This is a genomic window from Haloarchaeobius sp. HME9146, from assembly GCF_025399835.1.
Lineage (GTDB): Archaea > Halobacteriota > Halobacteria > Halobacteriales > Natrialbaceae > Haloarchaeobius.
Genome location: NZ_JAODVR010000001.1, coordinates 947,014 through 969,499, shown reverse-complemented (window position 1 = coordinate 969,499; position 22,486 = coordinate 947,014). Strand labels below are relative to the sequence as shown.

The 22,486-nt window shown below is 67.5% G+C and carries 19 protein-coding genes; 12 read left to right on the top strand and 7 right to left on the bottom strand.

All coding sequences use genetic code 11. The features are described 5' to 3' along the window. Positions 1-31: 31 nt before the first annotated feature. Together N6C22_RS05045 and uvrA are read right to left on the bottom strand one after the other, a co-directional pair. Positions 32-1,474: a sulfatase gene (locus N6C22_RS05045; RefSeq protein ID WP_261649844.1), complete on the bottom strand. Its 1,443-nt coding sequence runs from the start codon at positions 1,472-1,474 to the stop codon at positions 32-34. A 229-nt stretch (positions 1,475-1,703) separates the two neighbouring features. Next, positions 1,704-4,670 carry an excinuclease ABC subunit UvrA gene (gene uvrA / locus N6C22_RS05040; protein ID WP_261649843.1) on the bottom strand — a complete coding sequence of 989 codons (2,967 nt, stop codon included), beginning with the start codon at positions 4,668-4,670 and terminating at the stop codon, positions 1,704-1,706. Positions 4,671-4,810: 140 nt separating this feature from the next. Here uvrA and N6C22_RS05035 point away from each other — a divergent pair, with 140 nt between their 5' ends. Next, positions 4,811-5,374 carry a hypothetical protein gene (locus N6C22_RS05035; protein ID WP_261649842.1) on the top strand — a complete coding sequence of 188 codons (564 nt, stop codon included), beginning with the start codon at positions 4,811-4,813 and terminating at the stop codon, positions 5,372-5,374. 10 nt (positions 5,375-5,384) lie between these two features. Here N6C22_RS05035 and N6C22_RS05030 read toward each other — a convergent pair whose 3' ends face one another. Further along, on the bottom strand, positions 5,385-7,580 hold the full coding sequence (locus N6C22_RS05030; protein ID WP_261649841.1) for a PAS domain S-box protein: 2,196 nt from the start codon (positions 7,578-7,580) through the stop codon (positions 5,385-5,387). Positions 7,581-7,680: 100 nt separating this feature from the next. After that, positions 7,681-8,421, bottom strand: coding sequence for an SDR family NAD(P)-dependent oxidoreductase (locus tag N6C22_RS05025; RefSeq protein WP_261649840.1), 741 nt, complete (start codon positions 8,419-8,421; stop codon positions 7,681-7,683). 107 nt (positions 8,422-8,528) lie between these two features. Between N6C22_RS05025 and N6C22_RS05020 the strand changes: the two genes are divergently transcribed. Then, positions 8,529-8,975: a universal stress protein gene (locus N6C22_RS05020; protein ID WP_261649839.1), complete on the top strand. Its 447-nt coding sequence runs from the start codon at positions 8,529-8,531 to the stop codon at positions 8,973-8,975. On the opposite strand, the gene N6C22_RS05015 is transcribed toward N6C22_RS05020, so the two are convergent. Then, positions 8,956-9,372 (bottom strand): hypothetical protein, encoded by a 417-nt coding sequence (locus N6C22_RS05015; protein ID WP_261649838.1) that lies wholly within the window; start codon positions 9,370-9,372, stop codon positions 8,956-8,958. The two genes, N6C22_RS05020 and N6C22_RS05015, sit on opposite strands and share 20 nt — an antisense overlap. A gap of 80 nt (positions 9,373-9,452) precedes the next feature. Between N6C22_RS05015 and N6C22_RS05010 the strand changes: the two genes are divergently transcribed. From N6C22_RS05010 to N6C22_RS04990, 5 genes are all read left to right on the top strand, one after another. Beyond that, the gene (locus N6C22_RS05010; protein ID WP_261649837.1) at positions 9,453-10,133 is read left to right on the top strand and encodes a TIGR00266 family protein; all 681 of its coding nucleotides are present in this window, start codon (positions 9,453-9,455) and stop codon (positions 10,131-10,133) included. Positions 10,134-10,213: 80 nt separating this feature from the next. Then, positions 10,214-11,191 (top strand): ROK family protein, encoded by a 978-nt coding sequence (locus N6C22_RS05005; protein ID WP_261649836.1) that lies wholly within the window; start codon positions 10,214-10,216, stop codon positions 11,189-11,191. Between the two features lie 107 nt (positions 11,192-11,298). Next, positions 11,299-12,849 carry an LVIVD repeat-containing protein gene (locus N6C22_RS05000; protein WP_261649835.1) on the top strand — a complete coding sequence of 517 codons (1,551 nt, stop codon included), beginning with the start codon at positions 11,299-11,301 and terminating at the stop codon, positions 12,847-12,849. A gap of 68 nt (positions 12,850-12,917) precedes the next feature. Then, entirely contained in the window at positions 12,918-14,399 is a 1,482-nt protein-coding gene (locus N6C22_RS04995; RefSeq protein ID WP_261649834.1) for an LVIVD repeat-containing protein, read from the top strand. 83 nt (positions 14,400-14,482) lie between these two features. Next, a complete protein-coding gene (locus N6C22_RS04990; RefSeq protein ID WP_261649833.1) occupies positions 14,483-14,854 on the top strand; it encodes a NifU family protein in 372 nt (123 codons plus the stop codon). Between the two features lie 185 nt (positions 14,855-15,039). On the opposite strand, the gene sepF is transcribed toward N6C22_RS04990, so the two are convergent. Continuing rightward, entirely contained in the window at positions 15,040-15,399 is a 360-nt protein-coding gene (sepF, locus tag N6C22_RS04985; RefSeq protein ID WP_261649832.1) for a cell division protein SepF, read from the bottom strand. A 481-nt stretch (positions 15,400-15,880) separates the two neighbouring features. On the opposite strand from sepF, the gene N6C22_RS04980 reads away from it, so the two are divergent. The 3 genes from N6C22_RS04980 to N6C22_RS04970 all read left to right on the top strand — a co-directional run bounded on the left by N6C22_RS04980 (position 15,881) and on the right by N6C22_RS04970 (position 19,903). Then, complete coding sequence (locus N6C22_RS04980; RefSeq protein WP_261649831.1) at positions 15,881-16,312, top strand: hypothetical protein; 432 nt, start codon at positions 15,881-15,883, stop codon at positions 16,310-16,312. A 126-nt stretch (positions 16,313-16,438) separates the two neighbouring features. Continuing rightward, entirely contained in the window at positions 16,439-19,156 is a 2,718-nt protein-coding gene (locus N6C22_RS04975) for a S8 family serine peptidase (RefSeq protein WP_261649830.1), read from the top strand. Positions 19,157-19,189: 33 nt separating this feature from the next. Further along, positions 19,190-19,903 (top strand): DUF1028 domain-containing protein, encoded by a 714-nt coding sequence (locus tag N6C22_RS04970; RefSeq protein WP_261649829.1) that lies wholly within the window; start codon positions 19,190-19,192, stop codon positions 19,901-19,903. A 209-nt stretch (positions 19,904-20,112) separates the two neighbouring features. Here N6C22_RS04970 and N6C22_RS04965 read toward each other — a convergent pair whose 3' ends face one another. After that, entirely contained in the window at positions 20,113-20,592 is a 480-nt protein-coding gene (locus N6C22_RS04965) for an RNA-binding protein (RefSeq protein WP_261649828.1), read from the bottom strand. 118 nt (positions 20,593-20,710) lie between these two features. Here N6C22_RS04965 and N6C22_RS04960 point away from each other — a divergent pair, with 118 nt between their 5' ends. Both N6C22_RS04960 and N6C22_RS04955 read left to right on the top strand, forming a co-directional pair. Continuing rightward, the gene (locus N6C22_RS04960; protein ID WP_261649827.1) at positions 20,711-21,004 is read left to right on the top strand and encodes a hypothetical protein; all 294 of its coding nucleotides are present in this window, start codon (positions 20,711-20,713) and stop codon (positions 21,002-21,004) included. A gap of 79 nt (positions 21,005-21,083) precedes the next feature. Beyond that, positions 21,084-22,409, top strand: a complete 1,326-nt coding sequence (locus N6C22_RS04955) for a ribonuclease R family protein (RefSeq protein WP_261649826.1) — start codon at positions 21,084-21,086, stop codon at positions 22,407-22,409. The last annotated feature ends 77 nt before the right edge of the window (positions 22,410-22,486 follow it).

The following is a 22,486-nucleotide window of genomic DNA, read 5'->3' as shown; positions in this document are numbered from 1 at the left end:
TCCGTCCTGAGATATCCTTCCGGTGGCCCGACTACTTGTAGCCGAGCGCGCTCAATCGGTCTTCGATCTCCTCGGGGACGACCTCCTCGTCCTCGCCGCGGTCCGTGTCCGAGCGCGACGCGTCCGCGACGGAGTCGAGCGCCATGACGCGTTGCTCGGCGGCGGACTGGAGCCGCGCGACGACCTCGTTCGGTGGCTCGCCGTCCCACTGGTCGTCTTGCTCCTCGGGGTCTGCCTGGCGGTCGTAGAGCTCTCGCTCGCCGGCCTCGGGGTGCTCGATGTACGTCCACTCCTCGCTCCGGGCGCTGACGAGCACGTCGCCGTCGCCGAGCCGACGCGGAATCGGCTGCTGGGTGACCGAGTCCCCCCTGACGGTGACGGAGACGACCGGCTCCTGCTCGGGCGCGACGCCGTCGTGGACCGTCGGCATGACGCTCTCGCCGGTGTAGTGGTCCGGTGCGCGGACGCCCATCGCGTCACACACCGTCGGCGGAATCGCGTCGAGTGCGACCGGGTCGGATACCCGCTGGCCGTCGCTCTCGGGTGCGTCGACGATGAACGGGACCTCGACGAGCTCGCGGTAGAGCTTCGGGTAGTGTGCGAGGTGACCGTGTTCGAGGAACTCCTCGCCGTGGTCGCCTGCGACGACGACGCAGGTCTCGTCGCGGATGCCGGCGTCTTCGAGCGCCGAGAGGACGCGGCCGATGCTCTGGTCGACCTGCAGGGCAGCGGCCTTGTACAGCGTCTGCAGGTCGGCCAGCGTCTTGCTTCCCTCCTCGATGCCACGGCCGAGGCCGGTGCGGAAGTGCGGGCTGAGCATCCGCAGCGTGCTGAACGGCTCGTCGGCGACCTCGCGGACGTGTACCGGTGCCGGGACGTACGGCGTGTGGGTGTCCATGTAGTGGATCCAGCAGAAGAATTCGCCCTCGGCGTTCTCGATGAACGAGATGGCCGCGTTCTCCACGTCGCGCATCCGCGAGGTGTTCTCGGCCGGGTAGCTCTCCTCACCCTTGAGTCGGCGGACTGCTGCGCGCATCGGCTGCGTGGCGAACTGTGCCCAGGCCTGCCAGGTCGGGTGCGCGGAGAACAGCTTGCTCACCGGGTTCGTCGCCTCGGCGTGGAAGGCGTCGAACTCCTCGAAGCCGCGGTCGTAGCCCCAGTAGGCGGTGAGGAAGCCGTTCGAGGCGTTGAAGCCACCGGTGGTGACCCCGGCGCGCTGGAGCGTCTCCGCGAGCGTGGCACCGGGGCCGACCCCGATACGTGGGCCATCGGCGAACACTGGCGTGCCCCCGAGGATGCTCGGGAAGGAGAAGGGCGTCCAGTTGCCCTGTGCGAAGGCGTTCTCGAAGACGGTCGCGTCGTCGGCCAGAGACCGGAGGGTCGGCGTGTGTGTGTCCTCCGAGTCGAGGTCGAGCGCATCCGCCCGCAACGAATCGACGGTGATCAAGACGGTTGCTCGTGCGTCGTCGGTCATGCGTGTGTGACCGGGGGGTTCGGTCGGTCGTGCGGGTGTTACCAGCAGTCGCTCAAATAGCTATCGGCGAACGAATATATACTTGACAGTAGCGCTCCGGCCGGAATGGTATGGCGAACAGACGACACTTGGCCTCGCGCGACGACGTGTCGTACACCCGCTGCCCGTCGCGCGGTGAGGGTCAGGGCACGGCCGGTGTGGCCGCGGCTTCAGGTAAAAAGGGCCGGACTCAGTCGTCGTCGGTCGGCACCGCCATCTCGCGCGTCTCGGGTTCGACGCGCTGGCCGCGTGGGCCCTCGCGGTCCACGCTGGGAAGCAGGTCGCGGAGGTAGCGCCCGGTGTGGGAGTCGTCATGTTCGGCGAGTTCTTCGGGCGTCCCCTCGGCGACGAGCTGGCCGCCCTTCTCGCCGCCCTCGGGGCCGAGGTCGATGACGTGGTCGGCGTTCTTCACGAGGTCGAGCTCGTGTTCGATGACGACGACCGTGTTGTCGTTGTCGACCAGCCGGTGGAGCACGTCGATGAGCTTCTTCTCGTCGGCCGAGTGCAGGCCGGTCGTCGGCTCGTCCAGCAGGTAGAGCGTGTTGCCGGTGTCGCGCTTACCCAGTTCCTCGGCGAGCTTGACGCGCTGGGCCTCCCCACCCGAAAGGGTGGTCGAGGGCTGGCCGAGCTTCATGTAGTCCAGGCCCACATCCTTCAGCAGCTTGAGTTTGCGGCGGATGCGCGAGGAGGACTCGAAGAAGTCGTACGCCTCCTCGACGCTCATGTCGAGCACGTCTGCGATGGTCGCGCCCTTGTAGGTCACGTCGAGCGTGGCGTCGTTGTAGCGCGCGCCGTCACACTCCTCGCAGGGAACGTACACGTCCGAGAGGAAGTTCATCTCGATCTTGACGGTACCCTGCCCGCCACACTCCTCACAGCGGCCGCCCTTGACGTTGAACGAGAAGCGGCCCTTCTTGTAGCCGCGCTGCTTCGAGAGCTTGGTCTCGGCGAACAGCTCGCGGATGTAGTCGAAGACGCCGGTGTAGGTCGCCGGGTTCGACCGTGGGGTGCGACCGATGGGCGACTGGTCGATGAGGCGGACCGTCTCGATGTTGTCGATGCCGGAGATGTCGTCGTGTTCGCCGGGTTTCACCGACTTGTTGTCGTTCATCCGGCGGACGAGGCTCTTGTACAGCACGTCGTGCATCAGGGTGGACTTCCCGGAGCCGGAGACGCCGGTGATGGCGGTGAAACAGCCCATCGGGATGTCCACGTCGATGTCCGTGAGGTTGTGCTGGCGGGCCCCCTCGATGGTGAGGTGGCTGTCAGCGGTGCGCCGGGTGGCGGGCACGGGAATCTGCTTGCGGCCGGCGAGGAAGTCGCCGGTGATGGAGCCCTCGGTGCCCATGATGTCGTCCGCATCACCCTGTGCGACGACCTCGCCACCGCGCTTGCCCGGACCGGGGCCCATGTCGATGACGTTGTCGGCGCGGCGCATCGTCTCCTCGTCGTGTTCGACGACGATGAGGGTGTTCCCGAGGTCGCGAAGCTCCTCGAGGGTGTTGAGCAGCCGGTCGTTGTCGCGCTGATGCAGGCCGATGCTCGGCTCGTCCAGCACGTAGAGGACGCCGACGAGGCCGGAGCCGATCTGGGTCGCGAGGCGGATGCGCTGGCTCTCTCCACCCGAAAGTGTGGAGGCTTCGCGGTCCAGCGTGAGGTACTCAAGGCCGACCTCGGTCATGAAGCCGAGACGGGCGCGAATCTCCTTGAGGATCTCCTCGGCGATGTGGGTCTCGCGCTCGTTCAGGTGGGCTTCGAGCCCCTCGAAGTGTTCCAGCGCGTCGCCGATGCTCATGCCGTTTATCTCCGTGATGGCGGTGTCCGCGATGAGCACCGACCGGGAGGCGGGCTTGAGTCGGGTCCCCTCACACGCCGGGCACTCGGTGACGGACATGTAGTCCTCGATGTGCTCGCGGGTGCCCTGCGAGTCGGTCTCGACGTAGCGGCGTTCGAGGTTCGGGATGATGCCCTCGAAGCGCTTCTCCTTGCGCCGGATACCGTTCTTCGTCTGGCGCTTGAACACGACCTCCTCGTCGGTGCCGTAGAGGAACTGCCGTTTCACGTCCTCGTCGAGGTCCTCGAGGGGGGTGTCGACCGAGACGCCGAAGTGGGCCGCGACGTTGTCGAGCCGGGTCCGGTAGTACGACCGGTTGTAGCTCCACGGCTCGAAGGCGTGCTTGATAGGTTTGGACTCGTCGAGGACGACCAGGTCCTCGGAGACCTCCTTCGTCTCGCCGATACCCTCACACTCCGGGCACGCGCCATGGGGAGAGTTGAACGAGAAACTGCGCGTCTCTATCTCGGCGAAGTCGATGCCGCAGTGCGTGCAGGCGAGGTCCTCGGAGAACTCGAGGACGAGTCGGTCGTCGCCCTCACCTGCCAGGTCGCCGGTCGAGCGGGACTCGGAGCCGCCGATGTCCACGTCCTCCGGCGGGTCGGGGAGGATGACCTTCAGCAGGCCCTCGGCCTCCTCCAGGGCGGTCTCGACCGAGTCGCCGATGCGTGCCCGGGACTCCGTCGAGAGCTTCACGCGGTCGACGATGACGTCGATGGTGTGGTCGTAGTTCTCGTCGAGTTCGGGTTTCTCGATGGTGAGGTCGTACTGTTCGCCGTCGACCTCGACCCTCGCATAGCCTTCCGAGACGAGGTCGTCGAACAGGTCCTCGAACGCGCCCTTCTGGTCGCGGACGACCGGCGCGGCGATCATCGCCTTCGTCCCCTCGGGGAGGTCGAGCAGGCGAGACACCATCGTCTGGGCGGACTGCTCGCCGACCTCACGGCCACACTCGGGACAGTGCGGCGTGCCGACGCGGGCGTACAGCAGGCGGAGATAGTCGTGGAGTTCCGTCACGGTCCCGACCGTCGACCGCGGGTTGTTCGCCGCGTTCTTCTGGTCGATGGAGATCGCCGGGGAAAGCCCCTCGACCGTCTCGACCTGCGGTTTGTCCATCTGCCCGAGGAAGTTCCTCGCGTAGGCAGAGAGCGACTCGATGTATCGGCGCTGGCCCTCGGCGTACACCGTCTCGAACGCGAGCGAGGACTTGCCCGACCCCGAGAGCCCGGTGACGACGTTGAACTGCTCGCGGGGGATACGCACGTCGAGGTCCTTGAGGTTGTGCTCCTCGGCACCCCTGACCTCGATGTACTCCTTGGTCATTCGGTTGTTGGCAAGGGCGGTACCATCCTTAGGGTGTCGGTTCCGGACGAGCGTGGGGGACAGAAGACGGCGAGGTGACAGGAAAGAGTCCACCCAGACACGGGTAAGGTTTTAAATACGATACCGGGGAACGAAAGGCCATGAGTGTGATATCGGGCATCGACCTCAGCGACGACCACTACGACATCAAACAGAGCCTCATACGGAGCAAGTACACCGTCTTCGACAAGGCGGGCGACGTGGTGCTCAAGGCGAAGAAGAAGCGCTTCAAGCTCAAGGAGGAGTTCCCGTTCAAGTCCCCCGACGGCGAGACGGTGTTCACCATCAAGGCCGGCGGCATCATGGACCACGCCGGCGACTACACCATCACCGACGAGCGCACCGGCGAGGAGGTCGCCATCCTCGACAAGAACTTCACCTTCTTCCAGCACAAGTGGCAGGTCCGGGCACCGGACGGCCGCGTCCTCGCGAAGATCGAAGGGCAGGGGGCGCTGCTCGAGTTCCTCCGCCACCAGGTCCCGCTGATGGGCTTCCTCCCGCACAAGTACACCATCGAATCGCCCGATGGCAAGTCCCTGGGAACCATCGAGGGCCAGCTCTCGCTGGCCGACAAGTACGAGGTGAACATCACCGACAGCGGCGACGCCCCGAAGGAGGCGCTGGTCGTCGCGGGTATCGCAATCGACGCGCTCGAAGGGAACTGAGCCCGGTCGCTCAGGAATCGTCCGGCCGCAGTCGTAACACGACCTCGCTCCCCTCCGTGGGGTCGCCGAACCGCACGTCGCCGCCGAGCGACCGTGCCACCCAGTTGACCACCCAGAGCCCGAGCCCGTCACCGTGTTCGACCCGCGTCACGTCGCGGTCGCCGGTGAGCAACGCCCGCTCGTGTTCGGGGATGCCCGGGCCGTCGTCCGCGACGCCGATCTCGACGTACTCCGGTGTCCGGTCGACCGTCACCTCGACGGTCGGCTGGTCCTTCGGCGTGTGCTCGATGCTGTTCTCGATGAGGTTCTCCACCGCGAGGTCGAGGCGTTCGTCCGCGTAGGCGACGCAGGCCGATGGGCTCGAGAAGCGGATGGTCGCGTCCGGCTCGACCTCGCGGGCCCGGTCGACGAGCGGTTCGACGCGCTCGGTGACGTCGATGGGCTCGGGGTTCAGGTCGGAGTCGCGCCGGATGACCTGTTCGAGCTGGTGGACCTTGTCGGCCAGCCGGGCGGCGTCCTCGGCCCGGTCGGTGACGCGCTCGATGAGCGCGAGCTGGTCCTCGTCGTCCAGTTCACCCTCGAGTTCACCGAGGTAGCCGATGACGACGCCCATGTCCGTCCGGAGGTTGTGCCGGAGCACCCGGTGGAGCACCTGCAGGTGGCGCTCGCGGTCGCGCTGGTCGGTGATGTCGGTGTAGATGCCGAACGCGTGGGTCTCCTGGTCGCCGGCCCGGTAGGGGATGCCCCGGAACAGGAAGAAGCGCTCGCCGTCGGCGGTCTCGCGCCGGACCTCGGCCGAGGTCGGGGCCTCATCAAGCGTCTGGCGGTCCAGTTCGCGCCCGCCCGCCTCGTCGCCGGCCGGGACGAGGACGTCGTTGACGGACGAGCCGATGACGTCGGCCGCGTCGTGGCCGAAGACGCGTTCGAACGCCGGGTTGACACCCTCGATGATGGGTTCGCCGCCCTCGAAACAGGTGTCGACGACCGGGTCGGGGATGTGCCGGAACAGCGACCGGAAGCGGTCGCGCTCGTGTTCCAGTCGCTCTTCGGTCTCGACGAGGTCGGAGATGTCCCGGATCGCGCCGATGGTCCCCCGAAACTCGCCGTTCTCCGTCGGCAACAGCGAGAGCTCTATCTCGACGGGAATCGTCGTCCCGTCGGCCTGAATCGCCTCGGTCCGGTAGGTCCGGTTCCCGGGCTCGTCCTCGGCGAGCATCTCGGTGATGACCCTGGTCCCCTTCTCGAGGCCGTCGGGCGTGAAGAACTTCGAGACGTGTTTGCCGACGATCTCGTCACGGTCGTACCCCGCCGCGTCGACGATCTGCTGGCTGGCCAGGACGACCCGGCCGTCCTCGTCGAGGACGTACACCATCTCACGGACGTTGTCGACGACAGTCTGGTAGAGTTCGAGTGCCTGTTCGCGAGCAGCACGGCCGAACGCGGCGGAAGCGTTGGCCGCGAGTATCTCCGCGAGCTGGACGTCGGCGTCCTCCATCGCCCGGACGCTGTCGGCGGTGACGGCCATGACGCCGTGGTCGCCCAGCGGATAGTACATCGTCGCCCCCTCGTCGGTCTCGTGGACGGTCGGTTCGCCGGACTCGAACACCGAGCCGACGGGTCCCGACCCCACACCGTAGTTCGCGACGTCCGAGCCAGCGGCGAGTCGCAACACCTCCTCGTGGTCGTCGACGAGCCAGACCGCGGCGCTCTCGTACTCGAGAATCTCGCTCGCGGCGTCGGCGACGACGCTCGCGATGTCGGCGGGTGCCCGCGTCGTCATCAGCTCCCGGGCCGTCGCGAGCAGCCCCGAGAGGGTCCGTTCGTCGGGTCGGGTCGGGTCGTGCGCGTCGGCGAGCGCGTGGACCCGGTCCGCGAGGCGTGCGCCGGGGTCCTCCCAGATGGCCAGCGGGAGGTACTCCGTGATGGCACCGCTCGCGACCGCAGTCGCCAGGTCGTCGTCGGGCGTCTCGGAGACCAGGACGCTCGGGACGTTCGGGTGCGAGGTGCCGAGTCGTTCGAGCAGTGCGAGCCCGGTGAGGCCCTCACGGGCCTGTGGACAGACGATGCAATCAACCCGGGCCGACGCGAGTGTGGCGGCCGCCTCGGCCCGGTCGGCGGCCTCGTGAACGCGGACCGCGGGCTGGTCGGACAGGGGCGACTCCCCTGCCGCCCCCTCGATCCATAGCACCCCGGTTCGCGCACTCATTACGACGTGTCACCCCAACGATGGGGGTGGGTACACATGAAACTGACTCCGGTTCGGGTGAAAACTACCACCGGTGTGGTTGCGTCGCCGGGCCTCCGGCCTACACCTTCTCGGGCAGCCAGCCGCCGTCGACCTCGACGTTCTCGCCGCTAATGTAGTCCGAGTCCTCGTCGAGGAAGAACAGCATGGCCTGCTCCATGTCGGCGTAACTGGCGGCTCTCCCCCGCGGGAGTTCGTCGGGGAACTCGTCGGAGTTCTCGATGACGTAGGGCGAGATGGCGTTGACCGTGATACCGTCGTCCTGGGTGTCGGCGGCGAGCATCCGGGTGAACATCAGGACGCCCGCCTTGGCCATGAAATAGGGCGCGTTCTTCGGGTTGACGAGTCCCTTCTCGCTGGACGCATAGCCGACGTTGACGATGCGGCCGTACGCCTGCTCGCGCATGGCGGGGATGGCGCGCCGACAGGTCAGGAAGGTTGCGTCGACGTTGGTCTGGAAGACGGTCTGCCAGGTCCCATAGTCGATGTCGGACCAGTGCCGGGGGGCGAACGCGCCGACGTTGTTCACGAGGACGTCGACGGTTCCGAGGTCGGCCTCGACCGCATCGAACAGTGCCGCCACGTCGTCGGGGTCGGTCACGTCGGCCTGGACGGTCGTGACGCCGGGTGCGCCGCACTCACGAGCGAGTTCGGCGACCGTCTCGGCCTCGTCACCGCTGGTGCGGTAGTGGACGGCGACGCTGGCACCGCACTCGGCGATGGCGAGGAGGAGTTCGCGGCCGAGGCCCTTCGCGCTCCCCGTGACGAGTGCGACCTGGTCGGTGAGGTCGGGTCGAATCATGTCGATGCGTTGGCCCCGGAGCCCCATAACGAGTCGTTCCAAGAATTTTCTTCAGAAGCGAGTAAATTTCCAGAAGTTTTTACTGGCTCCGGTGACCAGGACGTTCCATGTCCATCCAGACCATCGTGCTCGCCGTCGGCCCGAGCGACGGCGACCGCACGGAACGACTCGCAGAATCGGTCGTCGAAGTCGCCGACCCGACCGGTGCGTCGGTCGTGCTGACCCACGCCTTCACCGAGGACGAGTACGACAGCACCCGCGACCGCCTCGACTTCGCGAACCCGAACGACGCGACCCCCGACGAGGTCGCGAGCCGACAGGCGACCATCCGCGACCTCACGACCCACCTCGACGACGCCGCCGTCGACTACTCGGTCAGAGGTGCCGTCGGTGACCACGGCCGCGCCATCGTCGACGTCGCCGAGTCCGTCTCCGCCGACCGCGTGTACGTCGCGGGCCGCAAGCGCTCGCCGACCGGGAAGGCCGTCTTCGGCTCGACCGCGCAGGAAGTGATGCTGTCGGCCCCGTGCCCGGTCACGTTCGTCCGCGACTAGCCCGCTCGCGCCACTCGCGTTCCTGCCGGCGCTCGGCGACGTGTCGCTTCCCGTCGGCCACCTCGTTCCTGGTTCGCGACTCGAAGCCGACCATGTCCGCGAGGAACCCGGCCTCGAACGTCTCCACGACGTCGTAGGACCAGCGGTCGCCCTCCTCCGGCGTCGGGCCGTGGTCGATGACGCCGCGAGGGAGGTGCTGGTCACGAATCTCGTCCGCGAGGTCGGTGTGCCCGCTCTCGCGGAGGAGTTCCTCGGCGGCGTCGAGGTGGTCCATGGCGTGCCCGATACCGTGATGGAACTCCAGCAGGTGTCCGTGGGCCCGCCGGAGCCACTCCAGAGCGAGTTCGGTCCGGTGGAGCGCGTCTATCTCGACGTCTGTCAGGTCTGGCTGGTCCATGTACCGTGTAGTACGTCGACATGCCTGAGGATGTCGCACACACCGATTGGGAGATATATCTGTGAAGCGATTACTCCGCCATGGAATACGAGATTCGAAACCGTCCCTCCTTCGCCCTGCTCGACGTCGACCTCACGACCGTTGAGTCCCTGATGGCCGAGGCCGGCGCACTGGTCTCGCACACAGACGGCATGAGCATCAACACGAGCCGCGGCGAGGGCGGCCTGTTCAAGAGCGTCAAGCGCTCGGTCCTCGGCGGCGAGTCGTTCTTCCGCAACACCTACACCGCGGAGCAGCCCGGGCACGTCACCCTCGCGCCTGCCCTGCCCGGCGACGTGGTCGCTCACGAACTGACCGGCGAGACGCTGTACGTCCAGGCCGGCTCGTACCTCGCCTCGGACCCCTCACTCTCCGTCGACACGACCTTCGGCGGCGGTCGGTCCTTCCTCGGCGGGGAAGGCTTCTTCCTCCTCGAACTCACGGGCGAGGGCCCCGTGTTCATGTCCAGCTACGGCGCGGTCGAACCGGTCGAACTCGCCGCGGGCGAGCGCTACACCATCGACTCCGGTCACATCGTCGCCTTCGAGGGCACGACCAGCTGGGACGTCCGCCGCGTCGGCGGCCTGAAGTCCACCCTGTTCTCGGGTGAAGGGCTCGTCGTCGACTTCGAAGGGCCCGGCACCGTCTGGCTCCAGACCCGCAGCGAGGACGCGTTCCTCTCGTGGCTAATCCCGCGGCTTCCCTCGCGGTCCGGCGACTGAGCCGGGAATGTGACGGGTTCCCGTACTCATTCGCGAGTAAATCTAACGAATTAAGTGTCCGCCCGTCCGTGTCCCATTCAATGGCCACGTACGCGGGCGTCGACCTCGGCGCGACGAACGTCCGAGCCGTCGTCGGCGACGACGACGCGCGAATCATCGGCTCGTATCGCACGAAGACGCCACAGGGACCGACCGGCATCGACGTGACGGAGGCCGTCCTCGACACGCTCCGCCGGGCCTGCGCGGACGCCGGCGTCGAGCCGACCGACGTCTACGCGACGGGTATCGGTGCGGCCGGGCCGCTCGACCTCGCCCAGGGCACCCTCGAGAACCCCCCGAACCTGCCCGACACCGTCGAGCGCGTTCCCCTGACGGGCCCGGTCGAGCAGCTCGTCGACTCCGAGCGCGTCTACCTCCACAACGACACCAACGCCGGCTGTATCGGCCAGCGCTTCTTCGCCGACCGCAACCCCGACGACATGGTGTACATCACCATCTCCTCGGGTATCGGCGCGGGTGTCTGCATCGACGGCAAGGTCGTCGACGGCTGGGACGGGAACGCCGGTGAGGTCGGGCACTACGTCGTCGACCCACAGGGACGACTCACCTGCGGCTGTGGCAAAGACGGACACTGGGAGGCGTACTGTTCTGGAAACAACATTCCACGCTACGCCCGACTTCTCGCCGACGACGACCCCGAATTCGAAACGGCCCTGCCACTCGACGACCCCGATTTCTCCGCGAAAGACGTGTTCGAACACGCCCACGACGACGAGTTCGCCAGCCACGTCGTCGACCAGTTCTCGCACTGGAACGCCATCGGCGTCACCAACGTCGTCCACTCGTTCGCACCCATCGTCGTCTACATCGGCGGCGCGGTCGCGCTCAACAACACCGAGATGGTGCTCGATCCCATCCGCGAGCGGGTCGACGACATGGTGATGACGAACGTCCCCGACATCCAGCTGACCACCCTCGGCGACGACGTCGTCGTCAAGGGGGCACTCGCCAGCGCCCTGACCGCGGGGACCGGCGACCGGTCCAAGCTCCGGCGGTAGCCACCGGGGAACCGACAGGCTCGGCACCCGGAATCGTGTGAGCCCATAACACAAACAGCGACTTACATTACAGCAGTTTTTCAGGTGCACAAATCGTCCGTGGCGGTATGCGACGCAGAGACGTCCTGCGAACGGGTGCCGGCGTGCTCGCGGCGAGCGCCGTCGGCTCCGTCGCAACCGCCCTCCCTACCGAATCGTACGCTCCTCTCGGCAGTGCTACCGTCGACGGGACCCAGGAAGTGACCGTCAGCGACGACGGGAAGACCGCCTACGTCGCCGCCGGCAGCGGCTTCGCCGCCGTCGACGTGACCGACCCGGCGAGCCCCACCGTCGTGTCCGAGCAGCGCGACCTCCTCGCCGACGCCGAGAACGGCCCGATGAAGATGGTCGCCGACGTGAAGGCCGACGGTGACCGCCTGCTCGTTGTCGGTCCCAACGGCCCGAGCCGCGACAAGCTCGTCAAGGCCGCCCTGCTGTACGACGTGTCCGACCCCGCGAACCCGGAACAGCTCGCGGTGCAGAAGGTCGACCACCCCATCCACAACTCGTTCCTCGCAGACGGCCACGCCTACCTCACCCGGAGCGACTTCGACCGCGAGACGATGCGCATCTTCGACGTGTCCGAGGACAGCTTCAGCGAGGTCAGCGAGTTCGGCATCATCGACCACGACGAGAAGTGGCAAGACGTCCACGGCTGGCTCCGCAGCCTGCACGACCTGTACGTGCAGGGTGACTACGCCTACTTCGCGAACTGGGAAGCCGGGACGTTCATCGTCGACATCTCGGACAAAGCCAACCCCGAGGTCGTCTCCCGGCTGGGCGGCCTCGATGCCGCGAAGCTCTCCCAGCTGAAACAGGAGGACTTCAGCCGTATCGGCATCCAGCCGGCGGGCAACAACCACTACGTCACGGTCGACGACGACGCGGAGACGCTGTACATCGGTGCCGAGTCCTGGGACATGCACCCGGACGACGAGACCCGTGGGGCCTCCGGTATCGACGTCTGGGACATCAGCGACAAGACCAACCCCGAGGAGCTCACGACCATCCGCGCCCCCGGCTCCGCCGACGAGAGCTTCCAGGGGAAGTTCACCACCTCCCACAACTTCGACGTGCGCGACGGTCGCCTCTACACCAGCTGGTACTACGGCGGCGTGATGATCCACGACGTCTCGGACCCCGCCAGCCCGGAACGCATCACCTGGTGGCGCGACCCCGAGTCGACGCAGTTCTGGGGCGCGAAGGCCGCGGGCGACCGCGACTTCTTCGTCGCCGGCAACATGGGCCCCGGCCAGGACACCACGGGTGGCCTCATGACGTTCCCCGACACCGCCGGCGAGATGGCGGACCCGCCGGGTGTGTTCACTGCGCCCTCGAACACGAGCATCGTCACCGAGAGCGACTGGCCCGACTACGTGAGCAAGGAGTCACAGACGACCACCACGACGGCCCAGCCGACCACGACCGAGCAGACGACGGCCCAGCCCACGACAAGCGACCCGACCGAGACGACCACGACCCAGGCGGACACCGACACGGCGACCCCGACCGGCACCGCGGCCGACAGCGAAGGCAGTACCCCTGGCTTCGGCATCCTCGCGACGGTCGCCGGCCTCGGGCTCGGCGCGGCCCGGTTCCGCCGCCGACGGGACGACTGACAGTCGAAAATCAGTATCTTTCACAGGGGTTCGGACAGATTTATCTTTCTACAGGGGTCACCCGGACCATGGACGAGTCCCCCTCACGAATCGATAGACGGACACTGCTGCGAGCCGGTGCCGGTGCGCTCGCGCTCCCGCTGCTCGGCGGTGCAGCAGCTGGCGCGACCGACCAACAGGCCGGCTACGAACCCCTCGACAGCATCGAACTCGACGGCGCGGCCGAGGCCGTCGTGAACGAAGACGCCACCGTCGCCTACGTCGCGGTCGGCTCCGGGTTCGTCTCGGTCGATATCTCCGACCCGAGCGACCTCTCGATACTGGGTGACGCCGCCGGCCTCACCGACCCGGACGGGGACAGCGTACGGGAGGTCCTCGACGTGAAGTACGAGAACGACCGCGTGCTGGTCCCGACGGCCGCACAGAACGGCGGTCCCCGGGGTATCTTCGTGTTCGACGTCTCCGACCCGGCCAACCCCGAGCAGGTCGGCGACTGGTTCGAGACGCCCAGCCACGGTAACCACAACTCCCACCTGGTCGACGGTGTGGCCTACCTCACCGGCGGCTACGACCTCGACATCATCGACGTCTCCGGCTCGTCGTTCGAGCGCCTCGCGACGTGGAACCCCGGCGACTGGTCGGACGAGTGGGCGGAGATTCCCCCGAACACGGTCCTCCACGACCTGTACGTCCAGGACGGCATCGCCTACTGCGCCTACTGGGACGCGGGCGTGTTCCTGGTCGACGTGAGCGACCCGGCGAACCCCTCCTTCGTCGGGCGGAAGGGTGATTACACCCGTGCCGAACTCGACGAGCTGAGCCAGTCGAAGTACCTCGAACCGCTCGGGAACGACCACTACGTCACGGTGAACGACGACGCCAGCATCATGGTCGAAGGCGGCGAGTCCTGGGACACCAACCCGGACGACGACGAGGGCGGCCCGTCCGGCCTCGAACTCTTCGACATCAGCGACCCCGCGAACCCGCAGAAGCTGTCGGCTATCGACGCGCCGAACTCGGTGAGCAACACCTACCGGAACGGGACGTGGACGACCGCGCACAACTTCGAGATTCGGGGTGACCGCCTCTACACCAGCTGGTACCAGGGCGGCGTGACGGTCCACGACGTGTCGGACCCCGAGAACCCCGAGCGCATCGCGTGGTGGGCCGACCCCGGCACCTACGCGTTCTGGACCGCCCGGACCGCCGTCGACGGCGAGTTCTACGTGGCCTCGGCGCACAAGGTCGGGAGCGTCAACGCAGAGGGCCTCGTGACGTTCCCCGACACCGCCGGCGAGATGGACGAGGTACCGACCGACGTGTGGTGGGGCGAGGACCGGCCGATGACGACGGAGACGACTGCCACCGCGACCCCGACGCCCACGCCGACCGAGACGGCGACCCCGACCCCGACAGCCACGGCCACCGAGGCACCGACCACTGAAGACGACGCGTCGACCAGCGCCACGCCGGGCTTCGGTATCCTCGCGACGCTCGCCGGTGCGGGGCTGGCCGGGGCACGACTCCTCCGCCAGCGCAACCGGGAGTAACCCGGTTCCTCACGGTCGTTCCTGCGGAATCGTGCGAACGAGACCCAAAGCTTTCTCACGTTCGGGCCGCCTACGGTTCGGTAATGAGTACCGACTCGTCAGACGGCGAGGGGGACACGCTGAAAGAGCGCCTCGAACGCTGGCTCGCCCGCGAGATGCCGATCATCCAGATGCACGGCGGGACCAGTGCCGTCCGCGAGGCCGACCCCGAGACCGGTGAGGTCGTCATCGAACTCGGCGGCGGCTGTAGCGGCTGCTCGGTGGCCGATATCACCACCGGGAACATCGAGGCAGAGCTCTACAAGTGGCCCGAGATACAGGACGTCACGGTGCGGGTCCCCGAGACGGGCGAATCGCTCGGCGTCGAGCAGGCCGAGTCCATCATGGGCGTCGACCGGACCGAGGGCGGCCGGGGCGACTGGGGCTCCTCGAACCCGGGCAAGGACCACTTCTGAGTCTCCCGCCGCCGCTGGTGGGTTTCGGAGCGAGTGAACAGGCAGCGACGCGGTGTCTCGCGACGGGCACGCTGCACAACGGCCCAGACCCGTCGCGAACAGGTGGTCAGGACATGCCGTTGCTGGCCGCTCGATAGGATATAAAAGACGGTCTCGCCGACGCCCGGGTCGCGAGCGAGGCTGGTTCAGTCGCGCCCGAGTTTCTCGCGGCTGATCTTCACGCCCGTCGGCGTGACGATGAGCTGGTCGTCACCCTTCTGGACGATGTCGCCGTCGACCTCCTGTGCCACCTGACGGAGTTCGTCGATGATGTGGTCGACGGTGCGGTCTTCGGTGCGCAACCGTGTGATGTCGGCGATGACGAGGTCTCCGTCGTACACCGCGTCCTTGATATCGATAGCGTCCGCCTGTCCGGCGACTTCCGCGATGTGTACTTGCATCGCTGCCTCGCCGGAGACGGTATCGAAGTCGTCGAGATCGAGTTCGAGATAGTCCTCGGTGCTACGCGAACCACTCGTGCCGAGGATCTTGGACATGAACCCCATACCCGAGAAGGTCCGTCGGGACCGGTATAGTTCTTGCGTCGGACACACCGCAGACACGTGACACAATTGTCCCAGAACTGTTACTTTTTCGGCGTCTCTCAGTCGGTCGGTGAGTGGGAGTCGAACGATTGGAACGCTCCCGCCACGCCCGTCTTTCTGCACCTGATTCCGGCTGGGCCCTCGGCGACGCCGACGTCCGCACGTGGCGGGCTAGCGAACACTCATACCCACGGGAGACCTATGTTTACTGAGAGGTTATGGAACGACACCGGAGGGGGTCGCTCCCTTCTATCGCCGCCGGCGCACGGGGGACGCGGGCGGCCGGAAGGGCCGAGACAACGGGGAGAGACGCACAGCGGAGCGCGATGAGTCCCTCGCTCGCCCGCACCTACCGGGGGCGACGCACCTCACGCGCAGGTACTCACGGTGTGGTCCGTGGGGGCCTCATGACCCATGCGAACCTCTGTCTAGGTGAACGACGATGACAGGGGAGAGAACGAGGCGACTGTCGACAGGCGACGACGCCGACACGATCCGGACCGATGCCGACACAACAGGGAAGACACGGGCCACCCAGCCGATTCCGCCGCGGGTCGAGGGCGTCACGCTCGACGCCGTCCTGACCGACACCGACACCGACGAACGGGCGGTCGTGGTCTCGTGGGAGGCGACCGACGGTGACGGTGACCTCGAGGCGGTCACCGTCTGCGTCATCGGCCAGAACAGCGAACGGACCGCGGTGACCGAATCGGTCGAAGGTGAGACGGTGACCGGGACGACCGCGGTCGGCGTCGGCGACGACGCGCGCACGACCCGGTCCGGCCGAGTCCTCGTCCGTGTGACCGCGCGTGACGAGACGGGCGCGACCGCGACGGCTATCCGTCCGGTGCAACTCGACGACCCGCGGGTCTGAGTCTCTCGCGGCGGCACTACCACCTACATCCCTGCTGACACGGGCGGCCATCTCGCTGGTTAGCTCCTTTCTGACCGCTCAGGACCCGTTCATACGGGTTCGAACCCTCTCTGCAAGAGAGATATCATGCAGTTTTCACGCCGTCAGCTGCTCCGTGGCCTCGCCGGCAGTACGGTCGGACTCGGACTGGCACCGGCCGCTGCCAGCGCAGTGACAGGAGAGCATATCGTCGGGACGAGCGACGCGGTCGGGCTCGCCCGCGCCCGCGAGGTCGCGACCCGTGTGAGTCGCGAGTTCGACTTCGGTCCGGCCATCGGGCAGGCGCTCGTGGGGACCTTCCCGGCGGCCGCGCTCGACGGTCTTCGCCGGAACCCGCACGTCCGGTACGTCGAGGCGAACGGGACGATGCAGGCCACCGGCCAGACCGTGCCGTGGGGTATCGAGCGCGTCGGCGCGATGACGGCCCAGGCCGCCGGGCAGACCGGCGTGACGGGGAGCGGAACACCGGTCCACGTCGCCATCGTCGACACCGGCATCGATTCGGACCACCCCGACCTGCAGGCGGTCGTCGGCGCGGGCGCGAGTTTCGTCGCCTGCGAGAGCTGTGGCGTCCCGAACACCTGCCACCACGGCTGGGACGACGACGACGGACACGGGACCCACGTCGCCGGCACCGTCGCGGCCCAGGTGAACGAGCTTGGTGTCATCGGCGTCGCACCGGGGGTAGAGCTGCACGCCGTGAAGGTCCTCAACTGCAACGGGGGTGGCTCCTACGAGAACGTGGCCGCGGGCATCCAGCACGTCGCCGACCAGGGCTGGGACGTGGCGAACATGAGCCTCGGCGGCGGCGACTCCAATCTCGTCTCGGACGCGGTCGCCTACGCCGTCGCGGCCGGGGTGACGCTCGTCGCCTCGGCGGGCAACGGCGGCTGTTCGGACTGTGTGGGCTACCCGGCGGCCTACCCCGACGTCATCGCGGTGTCGGCCAGCGACGAGGGCGACGGCCTCGCCTCGTTCTCCTCGACGGGCCCCGAGGTCGACCTCATCGCACCCGGTGTCGCCGTCCGGTCCGCGCTCGCCGGTGGGAGCTACGGGCTGAAGAACGGTACCTCGATGTCGTGTCCACACGTCACCGCCGCGGTCGCGTTGTTGCTGGCGGCGGGCTACACCGGCACCCAGGCCCGCCAGCAGCTGAAAGCGACCGCCGACGACCTCGGACTCTCGGCGTCCCAGCAGGGCGCTGGGCTGGCCCGCGTCGACCGGGCCCTGGGCGTCGAGCCCACGGCAGGGACGCTCCCGACCGTGCTCACCGATTCGGCCAGTGGCGTCAGCGAGACGACCGCCCAGCTTCGCGGTCGGGTGACCGACCTCGGGACGGCCGGCGACGTCACGGCCTACTTCGAGTGGGGGCTCGCCGGGATGGGTCTCACGACGACCACCCCCGAACAGCCGGTCTCTGCGACCGGTGAAATCGTCGCGGACCTGACCGGCCTCACCGCCGGCAGCGCATACGAATTCCAGCTGGTGGCGACCAACGACGCCGGGTTCGCGAGTGGCGACACCCTGTCGTTCCTCACGACCGGGACGACCCCGGAACCCCCGGTCGTCCTGACCGGTGACCCGACGGACGTGACCGGCGACGCAGCCACCCTCCGGGGCACCCTCGGCGATCTCGGCACCGCCGACAGCGTCGAGGCCTGGTTCCGGTACCGGCCGGTCGGCGGCTCGTGGACCGAGACGGCTCCCGAGACGCTCACGACCGCGCCGACGGGCTACACGGCCCCGGTGACCGGGTTGACCGACGAGACCACCTACGAGGTGCAGGCACTCGTGTCCGGCAGCGACGGCGGCGATTCGGGTGCCATCCGACAGTTCACGACGCTCTCGGGGACACCGACCCCGCCGAGCATCGACGCCTTCACCGCGAGCGATACGAGCGGGAACAACCCGCACGCCGACCTCACCGGCCAGTGGACCGTCTCGGACCCCAACGGTGACATCCAGTCGGTCGTCTACGCGGTGTACGAGGGCGGGGCGCTGGTCGACTCGGTGACCCGCACGGCCATCGGCGTGACGACGGAAGACAGCGCGACAATCCACATCCACAAGGGTGGCGGGCGGACCTACGAGGCGCGACTGACGGTGATGGACGGGTCCACGACCGTCACCGAGAGCGTGGTTGTCGGCGACGGTGGCGGCGACCCCGGGACACCGCCCACGGTCGCCACCGAGCCCGCGAGTGCGGTCACCGAGACGGCCGCCGACCTCACCGGCCAGCTGACCGACCTCGGGTCGGAGGACACCGCGACGGTGTACTTCGAGTGGGGCGAGGCGGGCTCACTGTCGGTCACGACCCCGGAACAGGTCCGCTCGGAGACGGGGCAGGTGACCGCCAGCCTCACCGAGCTCACCCCCGGCACCGACTACGAGTACCGCATCGTCGGGAAGAACAGCGCCGGCTCGATGACCGGCGACGTGGCAGCGTTCACGACCGCCGGGACGGCCCCGGAACCGCCGGCAGCGGTCGCACCCGAGGTCGTGAGCTTCGCCGTGACCGAAGCCGGGAGCCCGAACCCACACGCCGAGGTGACCGGCACGTGGGAGGTCACGGATTCGGACGGCGACCTCGCCGAGGTCGTCTTCGAGGTGTTCGACGAGGGCGGTGCCAGCGTCGGCGCAGTGGTCCGGTCGGTCTCCGGCGGGCAGCACAGCGACAGCGCCACCGTGCAGGTGAAGAAGGGCGGCGGCCAGACCTACACCGCCACCCTGACCGTCACCGACGCGACCGGCCGAACCGCGAACGCGACCCGCAGCGTGACCGCGGCCGGGAAGCGCGCGAGATAGACACTTTTCGTCCTCCACTCCGAAGCGAGGGACATGACCTTCAGCATCTGCGTGCGCGAGACGTACGAGGACGACGACGGCGACGAGCAGACCCGCTTCGGCGTCGCGGTGACCACCCGGCTGCCGGGCGTCGGCGCGCTGTGCCCCTGGGTCAGCGAGAACGGGGCCGTCTCGACACAGAGCCTGACCAACGTCCGGCTCGGACGGAAGGGCATCGAGTACCTCGACGACGGGCTCGCGGTCGCGGACGCCCTGCAGGGCCTCCTGAACGCCGACGACAACGCCCCGGCGCGCCAGCTCCACGGCGTCGGCCACGAGGGTGAGTTCGCGTTCACGGGCGACGAGTGCATGGACTGGGCCGGCGACCGTGTCGGTGAGAACTACACCGTCGCAGGCAACCTGCTCGCCGGCGAGGGCGTCGTCGATGCCGTGGCCGAGGAGTACGAGGCAGGCGACCGCGACGAGCCACTGGCGAAACGACTCGTGGACGCCCTGGAGGCGGGCCAAGCCGCAGGCGGGGACAAGCGCGAGGACCTCACCATCCAGAGCGCAGCCCTGCGCGTGGCGACCACCGAGGAGCGCGACCCCGAACCCTACTACGACGACCTCCGGGTCGACGCCACCGAGACGCCCATCTCGGACCTGCGCGAGACCTACGAGCTGGCGCGCGAGGGGTTCGAGGCCGCGCTGGAGAAGTACGGTGACGCCTACGAGGACGACGACATGGATGCGGTATCGGACGCCTGAGACGGCAGCGCACCGGCTACTCGGCGGTATGTGATACGTGAAGATGGCGCCGCGGGCAGCGGCGCACAGAGGCACTGTGAGACCAGGGGGATGCCCTGTCCTCGAGTAGATGGATGGTCGCAGAGCGGATGAGTTACGTGCCTGACTCCTCAGGCACCAGTGGCATCCAGCAGAGGTGAGACGAGCGGAATCGAGAGACTACGCCGGGGTCAGACCCGGAACTCGTAGAGGTCGTCGCCGACGTGGTGGAGCGACTCGACGACCTTGCCCGAGTCGCCGACCATGTCGTCCCCGTTCGTCAGCGCGCGACCGATGGCGAGCGCCTTCCCGTGGGTCTCCTCGACGATGACGACCAGGTCGCCCTCGGCGATGTCCGAGTCCGCCTCGACGATGCCCGGGCGCATCACGTCCGCGCCGCCGGAGACGAACGAGATGGCACCGGCGTCGACCGTCACCGCGCGGCGGGTCACCTCGTGGGCGTTCGCGCCCGCGACGGTCAGGAACGGTTCGTCGTCGACGTAACAGATGTGGGGCTCGCCGTCGACCAGGACGAGGTCGAACTCGCTCCCGTCGAGCTCGACGAGCTCGTAGGCGTCCCCATCGAGTTCGACGCCGAGCTGTTCCGAGACCGCGGATTCGACCTCGTTCACGTCGTCGCTGCGAAGGTGATGGCGTGACTTGACCTGCATACTCGGGCGGTCGAAGGGAAGCCGCATAAACGACGCGCTCTCACCGAGCACGCGCCTTCAAGAACTAGCATGCCTCACCGCGACAAGGGCTTTAACCCTCCCCTGCATCTGTGGATGTATGTGGGGTTCCCGGACAGACCGGGGAGACGAGACCGTTACGTGCATCTCGTGTGGCGAGGACGTTCCACGTCGGAACGCACGGGAGTACGACAAGTACGGTAACCGCTGGGAGCGCACCGGCAAGGAGTTCGAGTTCCTCTGCAAGCCGTGTTATCGTGCCGAGTGCCACCAGCCGCGAGACGAACTGGAATCGCTCCTCTGCGAGATCGACGAAGCGACGATGAGCCAGGAGGAGTTCCTCGAAACGTACGACCGCCTCGTACAGGAGCGCTACGGCGCTTCCGAGCAGTAACGGGCGAGACAGGGGCACCCGCCACCGCGGCGCGGCCGCCCCGACACGTTTTCGTGCAGGCCGGGCGTAGGCCAGTGATATGAGTGATGATACGAGCGCGCAGGCCGCGGCCGGGACTGCGGAAGGCCAGGGCCCCGTCGAGATCGACGAGGAACTCGCGCGCCATCTCGAGAACAAGCGAGAGGAACTCTTCGAGAAGTTCGAGATCCGCGACGAGTTCCCCCAGAAGGTGATGGACGAGGCCGAGGAACGGACCACAGACGTCCAGCAGGAGATACAGGACGAACTCGACGAGCGGGAGGACCTGCGGGACCTGACGACGTGGACCACCGACCCGGTCGACGCCCAGGACTTCGACGACGCCATCTCCATCCGCGAGAACGAGGAGACGTTCACGCTGTGGGTCCACATCGCCGACGTGACCCACTACGTCCACCCCGAGAGCGCGATGTGGGCCGAGGCCGTCGAGCGCGGGAACACCGTCTATCTCCCCGCCTACACCATCCACATGCTCCCGCCGATGCTGGCCGAAACCGTCTGCTCGCTGGTCCCCAACGAGGACCGCCTCGCCCACACCGTCCAGATGGAACTGGACAAGGAGACGCTCAGCTACGACGAGATCGACATCTACAAGTCCGTCATCCACTCGGACGAGCGCCTGACCTACACCCAGACCGAGCGCCGCCTCGACGAACCCGACGCCGACCTCCACGACGAGATTTCGCTCGTGTTCGAGGTCGCCGACCGCCTGCACGAGCAGCGCAAGGAGGACGGCTCGCTCGTCCTGAACCCGCGCCGGGACCGCGCCCACACCATCATCGAGGAGTGCATGCTGAAGGCGAACAAGGCCGTCACGCACGTCCTGATGTGGAACCGCGGCGTCGAGGCGATGTACCGCGTCCACCCCCAGCCCACCCCCGACGAGTGGGACAAGGCGCTGGTCGAGATACAGGACCTCGATGGCGTCTCCATCCCCGGCGACACGTGGGACGACCCCCGGAAGGCCGTCAACGCGACGCTGGAGACCGCCCCCGAGCGCCAGCTCGGCAAGATCCAGTGGGCCGTGATGAAGGTCATGCCCCGCGCGAAGTACATGTCCGACCCGTTCGGCGGCCACCACGCCCTGAACTTCGACATCTACGGGCACTTCACCTCGCCCATTCGCCGCCTCTCCGACCTCATCAACCACTACATCGTCTACACCAACGACGTGCCCGAGGACCTCGCCGCGCTCTGTTCGGCCGCCTCCGACAAGCAGAAGGCCGCCGAGACGTGCGAGCGCGAGTACAAGCAGTTCCTCCAGGAGGTCGGGCTCGACCCCAACGCCGTGAACAACCGGGGTATCGAGGTCATCCCGGACGACGAGGACGAGGAGGCTGAAGACACGGAGACGGCCGAACAGTAAGCCGAACGACACCGTTTTCTTCCTGTCCGGTGAAAGACAGGAACAGATGCGACGCCCTCCCACCGCCAGCCTCGGCC